16 protein-coding genes and 4 tRNA genes are annotated in these 16312 nt (G+C 57.1%); 16 read left to right on the forward strand and 4 right to left on the reverse strand.

The annotated features are described in order from the left end of the window. The first annotated feature begins 13 nt into the window (after nucleotides 1–13). The 16 genes from ACFIQF_RS02090 to ACFIQF_RS02165 all read left to right on the forward strand — a co-directional run bounded on the left by ACFIQF_RS02090 (nucleotide 14) and on the right by ACFIQF_RS02165 (nucleotide 10192). Complete coding sequence (locus ACFIQF_RS02090) at nucleotides 14–1234, forward strand: IscS subfamily cysteine desulfurase (protein WP_393939639.1); 1221 nt, start codon at nucleotides 14–16, stop codon at nucleotides 1232–1234. Between the two features lie 35 nt (nucleotides 1235–1269). Beyond that, complete coding sequence (gene iscU, locus ACFIQF_RS02095; RefSeq protein WP_393939641.1) at nucleotides 1270–1668, forward strand: Fe-S cluster assembly scaffold IscU; 399 nt, start codon at nucleotides 1270–1272, stop codon at nucleotides 1666–1668. 6 nt (nucleotides 1669–1674) lie between these two features. After that, nucleotides 1675–1998 carry an iron-sulfur cluster assembly protein IscA gene (iscA, locus tag ACFIQF_RS02100; protein WP_393939643.1) on the forward strand — a complete coding sequence of 108 codons (324 nt, stop codon included), beginning with the start codon at nucleotides 1675–1677 and terminating at the stop codon, nucleotides 1996–1998. A 105-nt stretch (nucleotides 1999–2103) separates the two neighbouring features. Beyond that, the gene (gene hscB, locus ACFIQF_RS02105; protein WP_393939644.1) at nucleotides 2104–2622 is read left to right on the forward strand and encodes a Fe-S protein assembly co-chaperone HscB; all 519 of its coding nucleotides are present in this window, start codon (nucleotides 2104–2106) and stop codon (nucleotides 2620–2622) included. A 131-nt stretch (nucleotides 2623–2753) separates the two neighbouring features. Next, the gene (gene hscA, locus ACFIQF_RS02110) at nucleotides 2754–4616 is read left to right on the forward strand and encodes a Fe-S protein assembly chaperone HscA (protein ID WP_393939645.1); all 1863 of its coding nucleotides are present in this window, start codon (nucleotides 2754–2756) and stop codon (nucleotides 4614–4616) included. A gap of 158 nt (nucleotides 4617–4774) precedes the next feature. After that, a complete protein-coding gene (fdx, locus tag ACFIQF_RS02115) occupies nucleotides 4775–5113 on the forward strand; it encodes an ISC system 2Fe-2S type ferredoxin (protein WP_393939646.1) in 339 nt (112 codons plus the stop codon). A gap of 212 nt (nucleotides 5114–5325) precedes the next feature. Continuing rightward, nucleotides 5326–6042, forward strand: a complete 717-nt coding sequence (gene dnaQ, locus ACFIQF_RS02120) for a DNA polymerase III subunit epsilon (protein ID WP_393939647.1) — start codon at nucleotides 5326–5328, stop codon at nucleotides 6040–6042. A 59-nt stretch (nucleotides 6043–6101) separates the two neighbouring features. Continuing rightward, nucleotides 6102–6176, forward strand: a tRNA-Val gene (locus tag ACFIQF_RS02125). 37 nt (nucleotides 6177–6213) lie between these two features. Beyond that, nucleotides 6214–6288 (forward strand) — tRNA-Val (locus tag ACFIQF_RS02130). A gap of 37 nt (nucleotides 6289–6325) precedes the next feature. Next, nucleotides 6326–6400 (forward strand) — tRNA-Val (locus ACFIQF_RS02135). 37 nt (nucleotides 6401–6437) lie between these two features. Continuing rightward, nucleotides 6438–6512, forward strand: a tRNA-Val gene (locus tag ACFIQF_RS02140). Nucleotides 6513–6754: 242 nt separating this feature from the next. Further along, on the forward strand, nucleotides 6755–6970 hold the full coding sequence (locus tag ACFIQF_RS02145) for a hypothetical protein (protein WP_393939649.1): 216 nt from the start codon (nucleotides 6755–6757) through the stop codon (nucleotides 6968–6970). A 1063-nt stretch (nucleotides 6971–8033) separates the two neighbouring features. Further along, the gene (locus ACFIQF_RS02150) at nucleotides 8034–8315 is read left to right on the forward strand and encodes a hypothetical protein (RefSeq protein WP_393939650.1); all 282 of its coding nucleotides are present in this window, start codon (nucleotides 8034–8036) and stop codon (nucleotides 8313–8315) included. 52 nt (nucleotides 8316–8367) lie between these two features. After that, nucleotides 8368–8859: a hypothetical protein gene (locus tag ACFIQF_RS02155; protein WP_393939652.1), complete on the forward strand. Its 492-nt coding sequence runs from the start codon at nucleotides 8368–8370 to the stop codon at nucleotides 8857–8859. A gap of 490 nt (nucleotides 8860–9349) precedes the next feature. Then, nucleotides 9350–9637, forward strand: coding sequence for a hypothetical protein (locus tag ACFIQF_RS02160; RefSeq protein ID WP_393939653.1), 288 nt, complete (start codon nucleotides 9350–9352; stop codon nucleotides 9635–9637). A gap of 87 nt (nucleotides 9638–9724) precedes the next feature. Further along, a complete protein-coding gene (locus tag ACFIQF_RS02165; protein WP_393939655.1) occupies nucleotides 9725–10192 on the forward strand; it encodes a hypothetical protein in 468 nt (155 codons plus the stop codon). 273 nt (nucleotides 10193–10465) lie between these two features. Here ACFIQF_RS02165 and ACFIQF_RS02170 read toward each other — a convergent pair whose 3' ends face one another. The 4 genes from ACFIQF_RS02170 to ACFIQF_RS02185 form a co-directional block, all read right to left on the reverse strand. After that, nucleotides 10466–11884 carry a TolC family outer membrane protein gene (locus ACFIQF_RS02170; RefSeq protein WP_393939656.1) on the reverse strand — a complete coding sequence of 473 codons (1419 nt, stop codon included), beginning with the start codon at nucleotides 11882–11884 and terminating at the stop codon, nucleotides 10466–10468. 66 nt (nucleotides 11885–11950) lie between these two features. Next, on the reverse strand, nucleotides 11951–12286 hold the full coding sequence (locus ACFIQF_RS02175; protein ID WP_393939658.1) for a rhodanese-like domain-containing protein: 336 nt from the start codon (nucleotides 12284–12286) through the stop codon (nucleotides 11951–11953). Nucleotides 12287–12337: 51 nt separating this feature from the next. Then, nucleotides 12338–13051, reverse strand: a complete 714-nt coding sequence (locus ACFIQF_RS02180; protein ID WP_393939660.1) for a protein-L-isoaspartate O-methyltransferase family protein — start codon at nucleotides 13049–13051, stop codon at nucleotides 12338–12340. 94 nt (nucleotides 13052–13145) lie between these two features. Continuing rightward, nucleotides 13146–16310 carry an efflux RND transporter permease subunit gene (locus ACFIQF_RS02185; RefSeq protein WP_393939661.1) on the reverse strand — a complete coding sequence of 1055 codons (3165 nt, stop codon included), beginning with the start codon at nucleotides 16308–16310 and terminating at the stop codon, nucleotides 13146–13148. Between the last annotated feature and the right edge of the window lie 2 nt (nucleotides 16311–16312).

Genomic DNA, 16312 nt, shown 5'->3' on the forward strand with positions numbered 1-16312 from the left:
AGAGAAGCCAGATATGGACATGACCCCCCACTTTCCGATTTACCTTGACTACGGCGCCACCACGCCGGTGGACCCCCGTGTGGTCGCAGCCATGATTCCCTGGTTGTCCGAGAATTTCGGCAACCCGGCTTCGCGCAGCCACGCCTGGGGCTGGACGGCGGAAGAAGCGGTGGAAAAGGCCCGCAAGCAAGTGGCTGACCTGATCCACGCCGACCCACGTGAAATCATCTGGACCAGCGGCGCCACCGAGTCGGACAACCTGGCCATCAAGGGCGCGGCCCAGTTCTACAAAGGCAAGGGCAAGCACCTGATCACGGTCAAAACCGAGCACAAGGCCGTGCTCGACACCATGCGTGAGATGGAGCGCCAGGGCTTTGAAGTCACCTATCTGGACGTGCAGGAAAACGGTCTGCTGGATCTGGACGTGTTCAAGGCGGCCATCCGCCCCGACACCATTCTGGTCAGCGTCATGTTCGTGAACAACGAAACCGGCGTCATCCAGGACATCGAAACCATTGGCAACCTGTGTCGTGAAAAAGGCATCATCTTCCACGTCGACGCAGCGCAAGCTACCGGCAAGGTCGAGATCGATGTGACCAAGCTCAAGATTGATCTGATGAGCCTGGCCTCGCACAAAACCTACGGCCCCAAGGGCATTGGCGCGCTGTACGTGCGCCGCAAGCCCCGCGTGCGCATCGAAGCACAAATGCACGGCGGCGGCCACGAGCGCGGCATGCGTTCGGGCACACTCGCTACGCACCAGATCGTTGGCATGGGCGAGGCTTACCACCTGGCCAAAGAAGAAATGGCCAAGGACTACGCACACGCCAAGGCTTTGCAGCAACGCATGATCGATGGCCTCAAGGACATCGAACAGGTCTTCATCAACGGTGATCTGGAACACCGCGTGCCGCACAACCTGAACATCAGCTTCAACTATGTGGAAGGTGAATCGCTGATCATGGGCATCAAGGGTCTGGCCGTATCGTCCGGCTCGGCTTGCACCTCGGCCAGCCTGGAGCCCAGCTACGTGCTGCGCGCCCTGGGCCGCAGCGACGAGCTGGCCCATAGCAGCCTGCGCATGACCTTCGGCCGCTTCACCACCGAAGCCGACATCGACTACGCCGTGCAATCCATCCGCGAAAACGTGGCCAAGCTGCGCGAATTGAGCCCCCTGTGGGAAATGTACAAGGATGGTGTCGATCTGAGCACCATCCAGTGGGCCGCCCACTAAACCGGCGCATCCAGCAAGTTTGAAGAGGTTCCAAAATGGCATATTCTGACAAAGTGATCGATCATTACGAAAACCCTCGCAACGTGGGTTCCTTCGACAAGGGTGACGAATCGGTCGGCACCGGCATGGTCGGCGCGCCTGCCTGCGGCGACGTGATGAAGCTGCAGATCAAGGTGAATGCCGACACCGGCGTGATCGAAGACGCGCGCTTCAAAACCTACGGCTGCGGCTCGGCGATTGCCTCGTCGTCGCTGGTGACCGAATGGGTCAAGGGCAAAACGCTGGACGAAGCGGCTGCGCTGAAAAACGCCCAGATCGCTGAAGAACTGGCGCTGCCCCCCGTCAAGATCCACTGCTCGATCCTGGCCGAAGACGCGATCAAGGCCGCCGTCAACGACTACAAAGCCAAGCACGCCGCCAAGGTGGAGGCTTAAGCACCCATGGCTGTCACGCTATCTGAATCGGCTGCACGCCACATCAGCCGTTACTTGACGCGCCGCGGCAAGGGCGTGGGCGTGCGCCTGGGCGTCAAAACCACGGGCTGCTCGGGCCTGGCCTACAAGCTCGAGTACGTGGACGAGGCGGCGCCTGAAGACGTGGTGTTCGAAGAGCGCGGCGTCAAGGTGCTGGTCGACCCCAAGAGCATGGCCTACATCGACGGAACCGAGCTGGACTTTGTGCGCGAAGGCCTGAACGAAGGCTTCAAGTTCCACAACCCCAACGAGCGTGACCGTTGCGGCTGCGGCGAAAGCTTTCGCGTTTGATCCTCTGGCTATTGTTTGGGGTACCGGCCAGGCGGCAACGCCTGGTTGGCACCTGTTTCCAAGCTACACAAACCGCCTTCGCAAACGCCAGGCGGTTTTTTACTGATGAACCTGCAATCCAATGATTTCGAGCTGTTCGGCGTGCCCGAGCAGTTTGCCCAAGAGGCGGCGCCACTGGCCGAGCGCTGGAAAGCGCTGCAAAAAGAAGCGCACCCTGACCGCTTTGCCTCGCAAGGCGCGGCGGCTCAGCGCGTGGCCATGCAGTGGTCGGTGCGCATCAACGAGGCTTACCAGCGCCTCAAAGATCCGCTCAAACGCGCTGCCTACCTGTGCGAGCTGCATGGTGCGCCCATCCGCGCCGAAGACAACACCGCCATGCCGGCCGCCTTTCTGATGCAGCAAATGGAATGGCGCGAAGCCTTGGAAGACGCGCAGGCGCCCGCCGCGGTAGATGCCCTGGACGACGAAGTGCAAGCCGCGCGCCGCAGCATGCTGGCCCGCTGCCAGCAACTGCTCGACGCCGAGCACAACTACAGCGAAGCCGCGCAGCAGGTGAGAGCCCTCATGTTTGTTGCGCGATTTAGCGCCGACATCGATCGCCGCCGCGAGCAACTGGGACAATAGCGCCTGAACCCGCCGTTGGCAGGCGAGCGTGGCTGCGGCCGCGCCAACTTGCGCCTGCTGCAACGCCCGCGCTGCACCCTTGCCGGACTGCGGCCCGGCCAGCGAGACAAACTCCAGAAGAATCAGCATCCATGGCATTGCTCCAAATCTCCGAACCCGGTCAATCCCCCGATCCGCACCAGCGTCGCATCGCGGTAGGTATTGATCTGGGCACCACCCACTCGCTGGTCGCCGCCGTGCGCAACGGCGTGGCCGAATGCCTGCCCGACGACGACGGCCGCGTACTGCTGCCCTCGGTCATTCACTACCACGCCAACGGCAAGCGCGACATTGGTTACGCCGCACTCAGCACGCCTGGCTTGGATGCCGCCAACACCATCGCATCGGCCAAGCGCCTGATGGGGCGCACCTTGACCGACGTGCAACACCCCGAGCAACTGCCTTACCAGCTGGTGCAGCCCGAAGGTGCCGGCATGGTGGCCATCGAAACCGTAGCCGGCAGCAAATCGCCGGTCGAGATCAGCGCCGAAATTTTGGCCACGCTGCGCTACCGTGCCGAAGACACCTTCGACAACGATCTGTATGGCGCCGTCATCACCGTGCCCGCGTATTTTGACGATGCGCAACGCCAAGCCACCAAAGACGCTGCGCAACTGGCCGGCATCAAGCTCCTGCGCTTGATCAACGAGCCAACGGCTGCGGCCATTGCTTACGGCCTGGACAACGCTGCCGAAGGCGTATACGCGGTGTACGACCTGGGCGGCGGCACTTTTGACATCTCAATCCTGCGCCTTACCCAAGGCGTGTTCGAAGTCATCGCCACTGGTGGTGATTCGGCGCTGGGTGGTGACGACTACGATGCAGCGCTGGCCCAATGGGCCTTGGCCAAAACCGGCAGCACCGCCAACAGCGCGCAAGACAAAGCCGTGCTGCGCCTGGCTGCCAAGGCTGCCAAAGAAGGGTTGACGGATGCGCCAAGCGTGCGCTTCAGCGCAGCGCTGGCAAGCGGCCAGATCGAATTCGAGCTGAGCCGTGCAGATTTTGATGCTGCTACCGAGCAGCTCACCGCCCGCACGCTGTCTGCCGTTCGCCGCGCTTTGCGCGATGCGCAATTGGACAAGGCAGACGTACAGGGCGTTGTCATGGTGGGCGGCTCCACCCGCATGCCGCAAGTGCGCCAAGCCGTAGGCGCCTTCTTCGGCACCGAGCCGCTGACCAATCTGAACCCCGACGAAGTGGTGGCGCTGGGCGCCTCCATCCAGGCCAACCAATTGGCGGGCAACGACAACAACGGCGATCTGCTGCTGCTCGACGTGATTCCGCTGTCGCTGGGTATCGAAACCATGGGCGGCCTGGTCGAGCGCATCGTCAGCCGCAACGAGACCATTCCAACGGCCCGCGCGCAAGACTTCACCACCTACAAAGACGGCCAGACTGCCTTGGCCATCCATGTGGTTCAGGGCGAGCGCGATCTGGTGGCCGACTGCCGCAGCCTGGCGCGCTTTGAGCTGCGCGGCATTCCGCCCATGGCCGCCGGTGCGGCACGCATCCGCGTCACCTTCACCATTGACGCCGATGGCCTGCTGTCCGTCAGCGCGCAAGAGCAGCTGAGCGGCGTGCAAGCGCAAATCGACGTCAAGCCTTCCTACGGCATCTCGGACGACCAGATCGCCCGCATGCTGCAAGACAGCTTCAGCACCGCGCAGGCCGACATGCAAGCGCGTGCGCTGGTGGAAGCGCGTGTCGATGGCGACCGCCTGCTGATCGCCACGCAAAGCGCGTTGGAGGCTGATGGCGACGTGCTCGCAGCCGACGAGCGCGAACACATCGACGCCTTGATGAACGCCTTGCGTGCCACTTTGACTGGCGACAGTGCTGCAGCCATTGAATCTGCCAGCGAAGCCCTGGCCAAAGGCACCGAAGCCTTTGCCGCCGAGCGCATGAACCGCGGCATCCGCCAAGCCCTGGCTGGCAAGAACGTGCAAGCGATCTGACATGCCCCCTGAGCCGCTTCGCGCCTTCCCCCACGGGGGACGCAGCCTTGGCTGCGGGGCGGCCCTTGCCGGCTGCCCGCAAACAGGCTGTATTGACGCCCATGTCAGCTTGCTGCGCTGAAGGCCATGGACAATTGACACCCCAAGAGAATTAAGCAATGCCCACCATCAAAATCCTCCCGCACCCCGACTACTGCCCCAATGGTGCGGAAATCAATGCGCCCACCGGTACCTCGATCTGCGAAGCCATGCTGGAAAACGGTGTCAATATTGAGCACGCCTGCGAAATGAGCCGCGCCTGCACCACCTGCCACGTCATCGTGCGACAGGGCTTTGACTCGATGGAGCCGTCCGAGGAAGAAGAAGACGATCTGCTCGACAAAGCCTGGGGGCTGGAGCCGCAATCGCGCCTGTCCTGCCAGGCCATCGTGGCCCGCGAAGACCTGACGGTGGAAATCCCCAAATACTCCATCAACCACGCCAAAGAAGGCCACTAAGCCTTGGCTTTGACTTGGTAGAGTGAACCTGGTGACGAAACTCTCTGGAGTGCGAGCTCAGAGAGTTTTGTTTTTGGGTGCCGATAGAGACGCAATGCTTGTTGCAAGGCCTTGCTGTGCCAGGCGCTGTTTGCGGCCATGCGCCGCGTAGGGCGCCAAGCTTTGCATTACCGTTATCGGGTATAAAAGTGATCTAACTGAGAGGAATAGGGATGTCACGCCAAATCGTTCTGGACACGGAAACCACCGGCCTGTCGGCTGCGGAAGGGGACCGCGTAATTGAATTGGGTTGTGTGGAACTGCTCGACCGCAAACTCACAGGCAACAACCTGCACCTGTACTTCAACCCGGACCGCGAAAGCCACGAAGACGCGCTGCGCGTACACGGCATCACCACCGCCTTCCTGGCCGACAAACCGCGTTTTCACGAAGTGGCTGAGCAGGTGCGCGAATACCTGCAAGGCGCCGAGCTGATCATCCACAACGCGCCGTTTGACATGGGCTTTTTGAACATGGAGTTTGAGCGCCTGGGGCTGCCCAAGCTCAGCACCATGGTCAGCGGCGTGATCGACAGCCTGGTCATGGCCAAAGAGCTGTTTCCCGGCAAGCGCAACTCGCTGGACGCCTTGTGCGACCGCCTGGAAGTAGACAACTCCGGCCGCGAGCTGCACGGCGCTTTGCTCGACGCGGAGCTGCTGGCCGACGTCTACATCAACATGACGCGTGGCCAGGAGCAACTGCTGTCTGTCGATGCGCCCACCAGCAGCAATGCCGCCAAAGCGGGCGTCGTCGTCAAGCGCCAAGACCTGAGCCAATTCAGCCTGCCCGTCATCGAGCCCTCCGAAGCCGAGCTGGCTGCGCACGAAGCCGTGCTGGCCCAGATCGACAAATCCAGCGGCGACAAAACAATTTGGCGAAAAACAGCCTGAAATTGCCAAGTGGCAATAATTAGCTGTCATAATAGAGGGCTTGACGGGGACGTCAAACGGGGTGATTAGCTCAGCGGTAGAGCACTGCCTTCACACGGCAGGGGTCACATGTTCGATCCATGTATCACCCACCAGTTTTTCCAGAGAGTAGCCTGCAAAGGCCGCTTTCTTGGGTGATTAGCTCAGCGGTAGAGCACTGCCTTCACACGGCAGGGGTCACATGTTCGATCCATGTATCACCCACCAGTTTTTCCAGAGAGTAGCCTGCAAAGGCCGCTTTCTTGGGTGATTAGCTCAGCGGTAGAGCACTGCCTTCACACGGCAGGGGTCACATGTTCGATCCATGTATCACCCACCAGTTTTTCTGGAAAGCAGCCTGCAAAGGCGGCTTTCTCGGGTGATTAGCTCAGCGGTAGAGCACTGCCTTCACACGGCAGGGGTCACATGTTCGATCCATGTATCACCCACCAATATCAAAAGGCCTGATGTTCGCATCAGGCCTTTTTGCATTTCCGCGTTGGCCTGCATAGAGCACTCAATTCGGCAGATTTTCTCCGGGTTTTGGCGCCATACCATGACGTCTCGGTTCATGCCTGGCCAGGCAACTTCACAAAACCTATTTCGTTAGCTTTTGTCAATAGCTGATTCAGTGCGATAGGCAAACTGGCTCGTTGGCACTTGCCCGCTGTGGGCGGTGCCCAAGGGGACATCCATGCCAGACAGCTATAAGCAAAACAAAACCAGGCACCAGCCACTGCGCCAATGGCTGCGCGTCTGCTCGCTCTTGACCGCAATGGCCGCCACCACAACGTTCAGCCTGGCCCAATCCAACTCCGGCATCGGTCTCTTCGTCCCAACCACCGAGCTCGGCTTCAGTGTGGTAGCTGTTGCAGGCGAGCAGCGCATCAACCGGATCAGTGGCGAATGAGAAATTTCTTTGTATTTCTCGGCTTTCTGGTGCTATTCGTGTTTCTGAACCTTATGGCGGTATTGATATTCAATACAAATATATTCTTTCCTGACAGATTGCTATTCTTCGCCGGTTGGCTTGTTTTATACAAAACGGTAATCATGCTGTTGTGTTCATTCTACATATCTGAATTTTGTACAACGACTAAATTCAAGGCTGTAATGATCACTGTATTGCTGATTGGCTTGTATATTCCAATTTTTACTGGTGTGGACACCGGCGATGGGCTGGGACACCTTGCTTGGCCGGCAGGCTTTGTATTTTGGGATTTTCTTGCAATAGTCGGCTCCATGCACTTGTATATGCACATAAAAGCCAAGATAAACAAGTAGCATTTGATCTCAGATTAGGTTGTGGAGATAATTTTATTTTATTTGTGAATGAATATGAATGTCTATGCAAAATTAAAGTGGATTTTTATTTGTTGGTGCTTGTTTTCATTAGTGGTTTGTGGGTTTTTATTTTATGAAGACAAAATTTCATCAATGGCGTGGATTTGTATTCTGAATGGGTTGCCGGCATTTTGCATTTTGAGTTTCTGCTTTGGATTTATTGAGAAAAGGATGGGCTCTAATGGAAATAAAATAAATGTCAAGAAAACTTGGCTCTTTAAAAACACGCCAATGATTTCCCTGTCATTTATCTATTTTTTATACAAGCAAAAAATAAACTATCCAGACCTGATTCCCTCCGAAGTCAGATCACTATATTTTTTGGCGTATTCGGTATATGTGTTGACAATCGTATTTGTCTTTGTAGCTCTTCGGTTTGTTTAGTGAAATTTAACAGTTTGGGTGTTGTGATGAGAAGATGCTTTTTACTAATGATATTCCTTATTTCCGCATGCGCTCCCACACTGAAGTATCCCAATATTCAGGACGGTAACAGAAATGGATGGCGCTATCTGGGGTGGGTTATATATGGCCATTCAGCCGCATACTTTTTCGATGAAATATCAACCCAGACTTCGACTACTTTAAACATATCGGGGCTTCCCTCTGGGAAGTACTACTTTGGAGCCATGCCAAAAGATCCTCAAAACTGTAAAAATATAAAAATAGCAGCAAGCATCTATGATATGACTGACGCTGCCGGAAAGATGGTATTTGAAGATCAAGGTATTATTAGTATCAATCCTATATATGACCATGGCACATTGTATTTTAATATCAAATGGGATAATGTGGATAGTGTTAGATTGAATAGAAGTGTTGCATACAAAATAAAATTCTCATTGCATTCTGGTGGCGATGAGTGTTTAATAACACCTGCTTTAAGTTGTCAAACCTATAATCAAAGCTAATTATTCCGTGAATTTTTGTGGGATATGATTTTTATCTAAAAAGCATTAGTAGATGAAGAAATCGCTCGTGGCATTGCTCCTGATCTTAGTTGTTGGTGGCTGTGCATTGCTTATCTCGGATGACCATTTTTCTAGAAAAATCGCAAGCATAAATACGGGTTTAAAAAATGACATTTCAACTGAAATAATGATTAATGAGGGCAGGAGTGAATTGCTATTTGTGGTTAAAAAATACAATTGCAGCAATCCACTGAATGGAAGCATTCAAATCTCCATGAATACAAACGGAAAACTTGAAGAGAGAGAAGTAAAATTGAGTGATTTGACGTGGCCAAGGTATGGAAATGAGTATGCATGCTGGCCCATTGGTTTTTTTCGTGTGAACGGTGAAAGGCCTTTGGGGTTTTCGTTGCCGCACAAGCGGAAAGTGATGTTTAGATTCAAAAATACGCCAGTGCAGCCTGGTGTGACTGTTGACATATGGAGCGCTCGCAACAGTAAGCTTAGCCTGCAGAAAGTGCTAAACAACTCAAATATGCAGTGAGAAATAATGGGTTTTAGGTGCTGGTCAGTGTCACCGGAGCGGCTCTAATATTGGCTGTTGAAGTAAATATATTTTTTAAAATTGCATGTGAATAATTTATGATTGATGAATGATTGCAATAACTGCTGTGCTTAAGAAAATATATTTCTCTGCATTTTTTATATCATTGCTGTTTTTCGGCATTCAAGCAGTGCTGTCACCAGTTGATCTGATCATTCCTGTAGGCCCGGTTTTGTTTGGTGTTCTCGGGGTTTTTCACAGGTTAATCTTGGGCTATTTTCTGGAAAAGTATCGAATAGACTTAAGCGAGTCAAAAAAGTATGAGTTAAATTTATTTATCTTTGTTGTTTGTTTTTCATCTGCTTTTCTATTCGTTTTACTGTATTTGGTGTTCGTCTCACTGAAATAATGGGCGTATAATTTAAAATATTTTTGTTATGCAGTGTATGTGATTCAGGTCTACATATGTATAACAGTTTTCATCTGAGAAATGCGCGCAAAGTACATTGCCTTTAATCTCTTCTTGATCTTCAAGATGGTGTTGCTTCTTTGGGTTTTGTATGATGCCAATACGTGCAGAAAGCTCTATGCAGATTTAATCTTGTTAGTTCTTATGGATGGTATGTTTTCTTATTGCCTGTACCTTCTCTGGTTCAAGAAAGAAATATTATCGGCCATTGATGCAATGTTTCCGCTTTTAGGCCATCAGGCACTTGTTGTTCAAGGCTATTTTGGATGGATTTTTACTGTTGCTGGGTTGCTGCTGCTGTGCTATTGATAGCAGCGAATTGGTTTTTTGTGAACGCTGACTGGTGCCACCAGTGTTGATAAAATCCTTGTATTAAAGTGGGGCTCGATTATGAGGATGCTAACTCTTGCTGTCGCCCTCATGCTTGCTGGTAAATTGGCATTTGCAAGCGGGTGTCCTGTTGAAGTCCACGTTCATTCCAGCGGTGCTGATCTGGTTGCTGTTTCTATCAAGAATGTGTCGACGCGGGATGTGGTAATTCCTTATGATTTCCTGCCTTGGTCGATGTTTGGCTTTGGTGTTAATTTTTCTGCCGAGTATAAAAATAGCAAGCAAGCCATTCAACCTGTTTTCGGCTCAGGACACCGATTGGAAAATATTTTATTGAAATCGAATGAGAAGCTGATTCGAGAGATCAATTTATCGAAACGGTTTCATGGGCTCGCCCAGGAGCTTGGTCCGGTGGCTGTCAAATGGAGCTATAGCTTTGTAGAAGCCGTGCCAAAAGACCAATACCACTGTGCTGATTTTGGAGGGCGTTTTGAGATATTCGGAACCCGCCAAAACCGGGTGCCGGAGCAGTAACCTACGTATCCCTAGCCGCACCGCAGTTGCGTGCTAGGCCTAAGCCGTGCGACGGTGCTATTTAGGGTGGGTTATGAGTCGGACGGTGCAATACGCTACCAGCGGCGAGCAAGCTTCGGTGCGTTGTGCTGGTTGGCAAGAGCAAGGCATCCAGTCATCGGTTGCCCGCCACAGCTCAGCCCAGAGGAGAGCAAACCCACCGTTTGTCGTAGCGGGCTGGTTTAGGGCCGTCGGTATGTCAACTAGCCATGGCACAGCGGTGCCGCCAATGCCTCAAGGCTTGTTGGCAGCAGGCGCAGAAGCTGCTGCGCTGCCAGAACCATCAGCAGCCGCCCCAGCTTCCGGCGCACCCAGCATGCGATCCAGGGCGCGAATATCGTCCAAAGTCAGCGAGCCGGCGGATTGTTTGAGTTTGAGCTGGCCGAGCAGGGTGTTGTAGCGGGCCTGGGCCAGGTCGCGCTTGGTTTGGAAGAGCTGGCTTTGGGCGTTGAGCACGTCGATGTTGATGCGCACGCCGACCTCGTAGCCGGTGCGGTTGGCATCCAGGGCCAGCTGGCTGCTGGCTTCGGCGGCTTCCAGGGCTTGCACTTGGCTGGCGGTCGATTGCACGCCAAAGAAGGCGCTGCGCACGGTTTGCGCCACGGTGCGGCGGGCGTTGTCCAGGTCTGCCTCGGCCTTGGTTTCCAGTGCCAGGGTTTCCTTGACACGGTTTTGCACCGAGAAGCCGGCAAACAAGGGCACATTCAGCACCACGCCCACCGTGCCTTGGGTGGCGTTGTAGCCATTGTTGGGCATGGACGCGCTGCCTTTGGGGTAGAACTGTTTGCCTACGCTGGCTTGCAGATCGACGGTAGGCAGGTGGCCGGTTTCGGCTTTTTTCGTGTCCAGGCGAGCATTGTCTACTGCCAATTGCGCAATGCGGATTTGCGCTTGCTCGCTTTGCGCCTGGTCTACCCAGGGTGTTACCTGGTTGGGCTGCAAGGCGGGCAGTTGCACGGGCTGCTTCAGCGGCCAGGGCTGGTTGCCGGGCGTGCCTACTACGTTGTCCAGCGCCAGTTTTTTCACCGTCAGGTCGTTGGCGGCGGCAATTTCCTGGGCGCGCACCAGGTCAAAGCGGGCTTCGGCCTCGCGGGAATCGGTGATGGTGGCGCTGCCCACATCAAAATTGCGTTTGGCGGCAGCCAATTGCTCTTGCACGGCCGCTTTTTGCGCCTGTACAAAGCGCATGGTGTCTTGTGCGGCCAGTACGTCGAAATAGGCTTGCGCCACGCGCACCAGCAGGTCTTGGCTGGCTGCATCCAGCTGCAGGCGGGCGATGTTGCCGCCCAATTGGCCTTGTTCAAAGCTGATGCGGTTGGCGGGCCGGTACAGGGGCTGGCTGGCTGTCAGGCCCAACTGGTGGTTGGGGCCGGTGATGGCCATGTCGGGCTTGCTGATTTCGGTGCGGCCGTACTGCGATTGCGCCTGCAGGCCCACTTGCGGCAGCAGGCCGGCACGGGCTTGTTCGCCGCGGCTGATGGCGGCATCCACATTGGCGCGGGCGGCCAGCCAGGCGGCGTCGTAGCCGCTGGCCTGTTCGGCCATTTGCGAGAGGTTCTGGCTGTGTGCTGCGCCGCTGGCCAATACCAACAGGGCGCCTGCCAAGCAGGAACCGAACCAAACAGGGCGGAACAGGTCAGAGGCAGTGCGCATGGTGTGCTGGTTTTTTGCTGCGGGCGCCTACCAGTCTGGCACCAGCAGCTTTGTTTTTGTTGGTAGTTAGTAGCGGGGTACGCTCGGGTCGCGCTCGGCGCTCCACAGGTCGATACCACCGGTGACGTTGGCAATTTCGGTAAATCCGTTTTGCTCCAGAAAATGCGCCACTTGCAGGCTGCGCATGCCATGGTGGCAGAGGCAGGCAATGGGGCGGTCTTCTTCGAGCTGGTTGAGTGCGGCCGGGATTTGCTGCATGGGGATGTTGAGCAGCTCAAAGCCGGCGGGCTGCACCGAGGCGGTTTGCACTTCCCAGGGTTCGCGCACATCCAGCACCAGGGGCTGGGCGTCTGCGTGGCGGCTCAGCCAATCTTGCAGTTGCGCGGGGCGGATTTGTTGCATAAGTCACTTTCTGCCGTGCAGCGCGGCGGCTGCACGGACTGGCGGCAGAGATCAGAACTTGAAGCGCGGTGCCTCGGGGAAGCCTTTGAGGCGGGCCACCACAATGTCCCAGGGCTGGCTCACTTCGATCTTGCCGTTGGCGCGCGTGTACAGCGTGGTGCGCATCACCGGCAGTTCGCCAACAAAGGCGATCAGGCGGCCGCCTTCGTTGAGCTTGTCGAACAGCGCAGCAGGCACTTGGTAGACCGAGCCGCTGAGCACGATCACGTCGTAGGTGCCGCCAATGGCTTTCATGCTGGAGCCGTCTTCCAGCACCACATCGACGTTTTTGATCTGGGCACGGTGCAGGTTGGCGCGGGCCAGCTCGACCAGGGCTGGCTCAATTTCCAGCGTGGTCACTTGCTTGGCCAGGCGCGACATCAGCGCGGCCATGTAGCCCGAACCGGTGCCGATTTCGAGCACGTTCTCGTGCGCTTGCAGCTTCAGGTCTTGCAGCACGCGGGCTTCCACGCGCGGGGGCATCATGCAGTGGCCATTGGCCACGGCTTCTTCGCCGTCGTCGCCGAGCAGCGGCAGTTGGATGTCCATGAAAGCCATGTCTTGCAGGCCATTGGGCACAAACTCTTCGCGGCGCAGCGTGCCGATCAGCTCCAGCACCTGTTCGTCGCCCAGGCTCCAGGGGCGCACTTGCTGCTCCACCATGTTGTAGCGAGCGACTTGGTATTTGTCGTTCGAGCTCGAGGGCATGTTCAATGGCAAACTCATTCCAGACTCCGTTATACAAATTGCAGCAGACACCCAGGCCGTATTCCTGTTCGACTGTCGATACGCGCTTACCTGACCAACCTTCGATTTTAGCCTATGCAGCCGGGCCTGCGCCGTGCCAGCGACGGGCGGCACAGCGCGCAAAATCGTCCAGGTAGCAATACACCACCGGCACTACTACCAAGGTGAGCAGCGAAGAGGTAATTACGCCACCAATCACCGCCTGGCCCAGAGGCGCGCGTTGCTCGGCACCTTCGCTCATGGCAAAGGCCAGCGGCACCATGCCGAAGATCATGGCCAGCGTGGTCATCAAAATAGGGCGCAGCCGTACCTGTGCGGCGCGCAGCAGGGCTTGCTCGCGTGGCAGGCCGGGCACGGTCTGGCCTTGGTCGTCGGTATGCGGCTCGCGGGCGCGGATGGCAAAGTCCACCAGCAAGATGGCGTTTTTGGTGACCAGGCCCATCAGCATGATGATGCCGATGATGGAGAACATCGACAGCGTGGTGCCAAACATCAGCAGCGCCAGTACCACGCCAATCAGGGTGAGTGGCAGAGATGTCATCAGGGCCAGCGGCTGCAAAAAGCTGCGGAACTGGCTGGCCAGAATCATGTAGATGAAGAGCACCGCCAGCGCCAGCGCCGAGAGCGCGTAGCCAAACGATTCCTGCATGTTCTTGGTGCTGCCGGCAAACTCGTAGCGGTAGCCGGGCGGGAAGGGAATCTGCGCCAGCACCGCCTTGATGTCGCCCGCCACCTCGCCCGCGCTGCGCTGGTAGGCGTTGGCGCTGAAGGCTACTTCGCGGTTCATGGCGCGGCGGTTGATGCGGTTGGGCCCGGTGGTTTCGCTGATGGTGGCCAGCTGGTTCAGGCGCACGGTGTGCGGTTTGCCGTCCACGCCCGTCGCGGTGAGCGGCAAATGGGCCAGCATTTGCGGGTTGGTGCGGGCCTCGGGTGCCATGCGCACGTTCACGTCGTAGGTCTGGTTATCGCCCGCGCGCCAGTTGCCCACCGTGGTGCCTTCCACCATGGTGCGCAAAGTGGCGGCCACTGTGCCCATGGGCAGGCCCAGTTCTGAGGCCGCGTCGCGATTGAACTGCAGTTGCACGATGGGTTCGCGCTCCAGCACGCTGCTGTCCAGATCGACCAGGCCGGGAATGCCGCGCAAGCGCTCGGCCAGTTGGGCTGAGAGGCGCTCCAGCTCTTTCAAATCAGGCCCTTGCAGCGAGAACTCCACTTGTTTTTGCCCGCCCACGGCCTCCAGCAAGCGCACGTGGGTGACGGTTATGCCGGCCACCTGGTTCAGCTCGCTGCGCAGTTCGGCCGAGATCTGGTTCACGTCTTTGCTACGCTGGGCGCGGTCCACCAGGCGCACATACATGCTGGCGTAGTTTTTGCCATTGGCGTTGCCGGTGTTGATGGTGGTCAGCGTGTAACGCACCTCGGGATGGCGGCGCACCAAGGTTTCCACCTGGCGCGCCTTGGCTTCGGTGGCTTCTACCGAAGCGCCCACCGGCACGTTGAAGCGGATATTGGTCTCGGAAAAATCTGCACGCGGCACAAACTCGGTGCCCAGAAACCGCACCAGCACAATGCTGAGCGCAAAAATGGCCGCCGCTATGGCCAGCGTGCTCAGCTTGTGGCGCAGCGACCAAGCGAGCAAGCGCTGGTAGCCGTGGCTGAGCTGCTCGGTGCCGGCCTCGAAAGCCAGCAAAGCGCGGCCAATACTGCGCTCGTACCAGCTGGCTTTGCCGGTTTTTTGCGGGTTCACGCTCGGGTCGTGCCAAACGCTGGAGAGCATGGGATCGAGCGTGAAGCTGACAAACATCGACAACAGCACCGACACCACAATCGTCAGCCCGAACTCGTGGAAGAACTTGCCGATGATGCCGCCCATAAAGCCGATAGGCAGGAACACTGCCACGATGGACAAGGTAGTAGCCAACACGGCCAGGCCTATCTCCTGCGTGCCGTCCAGCGCCGCCCGGTAGGCCGACTTGCCCATTTGCAGGTGGCGCACAATGTTCTCGCGCACCACAATCGCATCGTCAATCAGCAGGCCGACGCACAGCGACAAGGCCATCAGCGTCACCATGTTGATGGTGAAGCCCAGCGCATACATGAAGAAGAAAGTGCCGATGATGGCGATCGGCAGCGTCAGCCCGGTAATGACTGTAGAGCGCCAAGAGCGCAAAAACAGAAACACAATCAGCACCGTCAGCACTGCGCCTTCCACCAGCGTCTGGCGCACGTTGTCCACGGCCACGCGGATCGGGCGCGAGGCATCGGCAATCGGCTCCAGGCGCACGCCGGGCGGCAATTCGGGGGCAATCTCAGCCACAGCGCGTGTCAGGCCGTCCACCACTTCAATCGTGTTTTCTTCCTGCGACTTTTGTACCGACAGCAGCAAAGTGCGCGTGCCGTTGTACAGCGCCAGGTTCTCCAGCTCCTGCGCGCCATCTTGCACGCGGGCCACCTGGTGCAGGTAAACCGGCGCGCCATTGCGGCGGGCCACAATGATCTGGTTGAAATCTTCAGGCCGCTTCATGCGCGAATCGATCTGCACCAGCCGGTCTTGCTGCAGCGAGCGCACCGAGCCCAGTGGCAAATCCTGGTTTTCGCGGCGCACCGCATCGGCCACTTCGCTGGCCGATACCGACAACGCTTCCATCTGCTGCGGGTTCAGGTACACGTTGATCTCGCGCGGGGTGGCGCCCACCAGGTTGACCGCGCCCACGCCGCGCACGTTTTCCAAGCGCTTTTTCAGCACCTGATCGGCCCAGGAGGTGAGGGCGATGGCGCTGGGCGCCTGGCCTTTGCTGCTGTCGGGAATAACGGCCAGCGACCAGACGGCGGTATCGGCCGGGTCAAAGCGGATCACGCGCGGGTCTTTCACTTCGTCGCGCAGGATCGGGCGCACGGCGGCGATTTTTTCGCGCACATCCTCCGCTGCGCGGCGGCCATCCACATAGATCTGGAACTCCATGATGATGACGGCCCGGCCTTCGTAGCTGCGCGAGGTGAGGGCGCTGATACCGGCCACGGCGTTGACGGCTTCCTCGATCTTCTTGGTGACTTCGCTCTCAACGATCTCGGGCGCTGCGCCGGGGTATTCGACCGTGATCACCACCACCGGAAAATCGATGTTCGGAAACTGGTCGACCTTGAGGCGCTGGAAAGAGAAAACGCCCAGCACCACCAGGGCCGCCATCATCATGGTGGCGAAAACCGGGTTGTTCAGGCTGACTCGGGTGAACCACATGG

Origin of the sequence: Comamonas trifloxystrobinivorans (genome assembly GCF_043359985.1) — a bacterium.
Lineage (GTDB): Bacteria > Pseudomonadota > Gammaproteobacteria > Burkholderiales > Burkholderiaceae_C > Comamonas > Comamonas trifloxystrobinivorans.

What these genes read in the sequence shown, in the direction of transcription:
- iscU (WP_393939641.1), top strand. Translation starts at nt 1,270, where the DNA reads ATGGCATATTCTGACAAAGTGATCGATCATTACGAAAACCCTCGCAAC.
- ACFIQF_RS02160 (WP_393939653.1), top strand. Translation starts at nt 9,350, where the DNA reads ATGCGCGCAAAGTACATTGCCTTTAATCTCTTCTTGATCTTCAAGATG.
- ACFIQF_RS02145 (WP_393939649.1), top strand. Translation starts at nt 6,755, where the DNA reads ATGCCAGACAGCTATAAGCAAAACAAAACCAGGCACCAGCCACTGCGC.
- ACFIQF_RS02155 (WP_393939652.1), top strand. Translation starts at nt 8,368, where the DNA reads ATGAAGAAATCGCTCGTGGCATTGCTCCTGATCTTAGTTGTTGGTGGC.
- ACFIQF_RS02170 (WP_393939656.1), bottom strand. Translation starts at nt 11,884, where the DNA reads ATGCGCACTGCCTCTGACCTGTTCCGCCCTGTTTGGTTCGGTTCCTGC.
- ACFIQF_RS02185 (WP_393939661.1), bottom strand. Translation starts at nt 16,310, where the DNA reads ATGTGGTTCACCCGAGTCAGCCTGAACAACCCGGTTTTCGCCACCATG.
- hscB (WP_393939644.1), top strand. Translation starts at nt 2,104, where the DNA reads ATGAACCTGCAATCCAATGATTTCGAGCTGTTCGGCGTGCCCGAGCAG.
- ACFIQF_RS02090 (WP_393939639.1), top strand. Translation starts at nt 14, where the DNA reads ATGGACATGACCCCCCACTTTCCGATTTACCTTGACTACGGCGCCACC.
- ACFIQF_RS02165 (WP_393939655.1), top strand. Translation starts at nt 9,725, where the DNA reads ATGCTAACTCTTGCTGTCGCCCTCATGCTTGCTGGTAAATTGGCATTT.
- ACFIQF_RS02180 (WP_393939660.1), bottom strand. Translation starts at nt 13,051, where the DNA reads ATGAGTTTGCCATTGAACATGCCCTCGAGCTCGAACGACAAATACCAA.
- ACFIQF_RS02175 (WP_393939658.1), bottom strand. Translation starts at nt 12,286, where the DNA reads ATGCAACAAATCCGCCCCGCGCAACTGCAAGATTGGCTGAGCCGCCAC.
- fdx (WP_393939646.1), top strand. Translation starts at nt 4,775, where the DNA reads ATGCCCACCATCAAAATCCTCCCGCACCCCGACTACTGCCCCAATGGT.
- dnaQ (WP_393939647.1), top strand. Translation starts at nt 5,326, where the DNA reads ATGTCACGCCAAATCGTTCTGGACACGGAAACCACCGGCCTGTCGGCT.
- ACFIQF_RS02150 (WP_393939650.1), top strand. Translation starts at nt 8,034, where the DNA reads ATGCCAAAAGATCCTCAAAACTGTAAAAATATAAAAATAGCAGCAAGC.
- iscA (WP_393939643.1), top strand. Translation starts at nt 1,675, where the DNA reads ATGGCTGTCACGCTATCTGAATCGGCTGCACGCCACATCAGCCGTTAC.
- hscA (WP_393939645.1), top strand. Translation starts at nt 2,754, where the DNA reads ATGGCATTGCTCCAAATCTCCGAACCCGGTCAATCCCCCGATCCGCAC.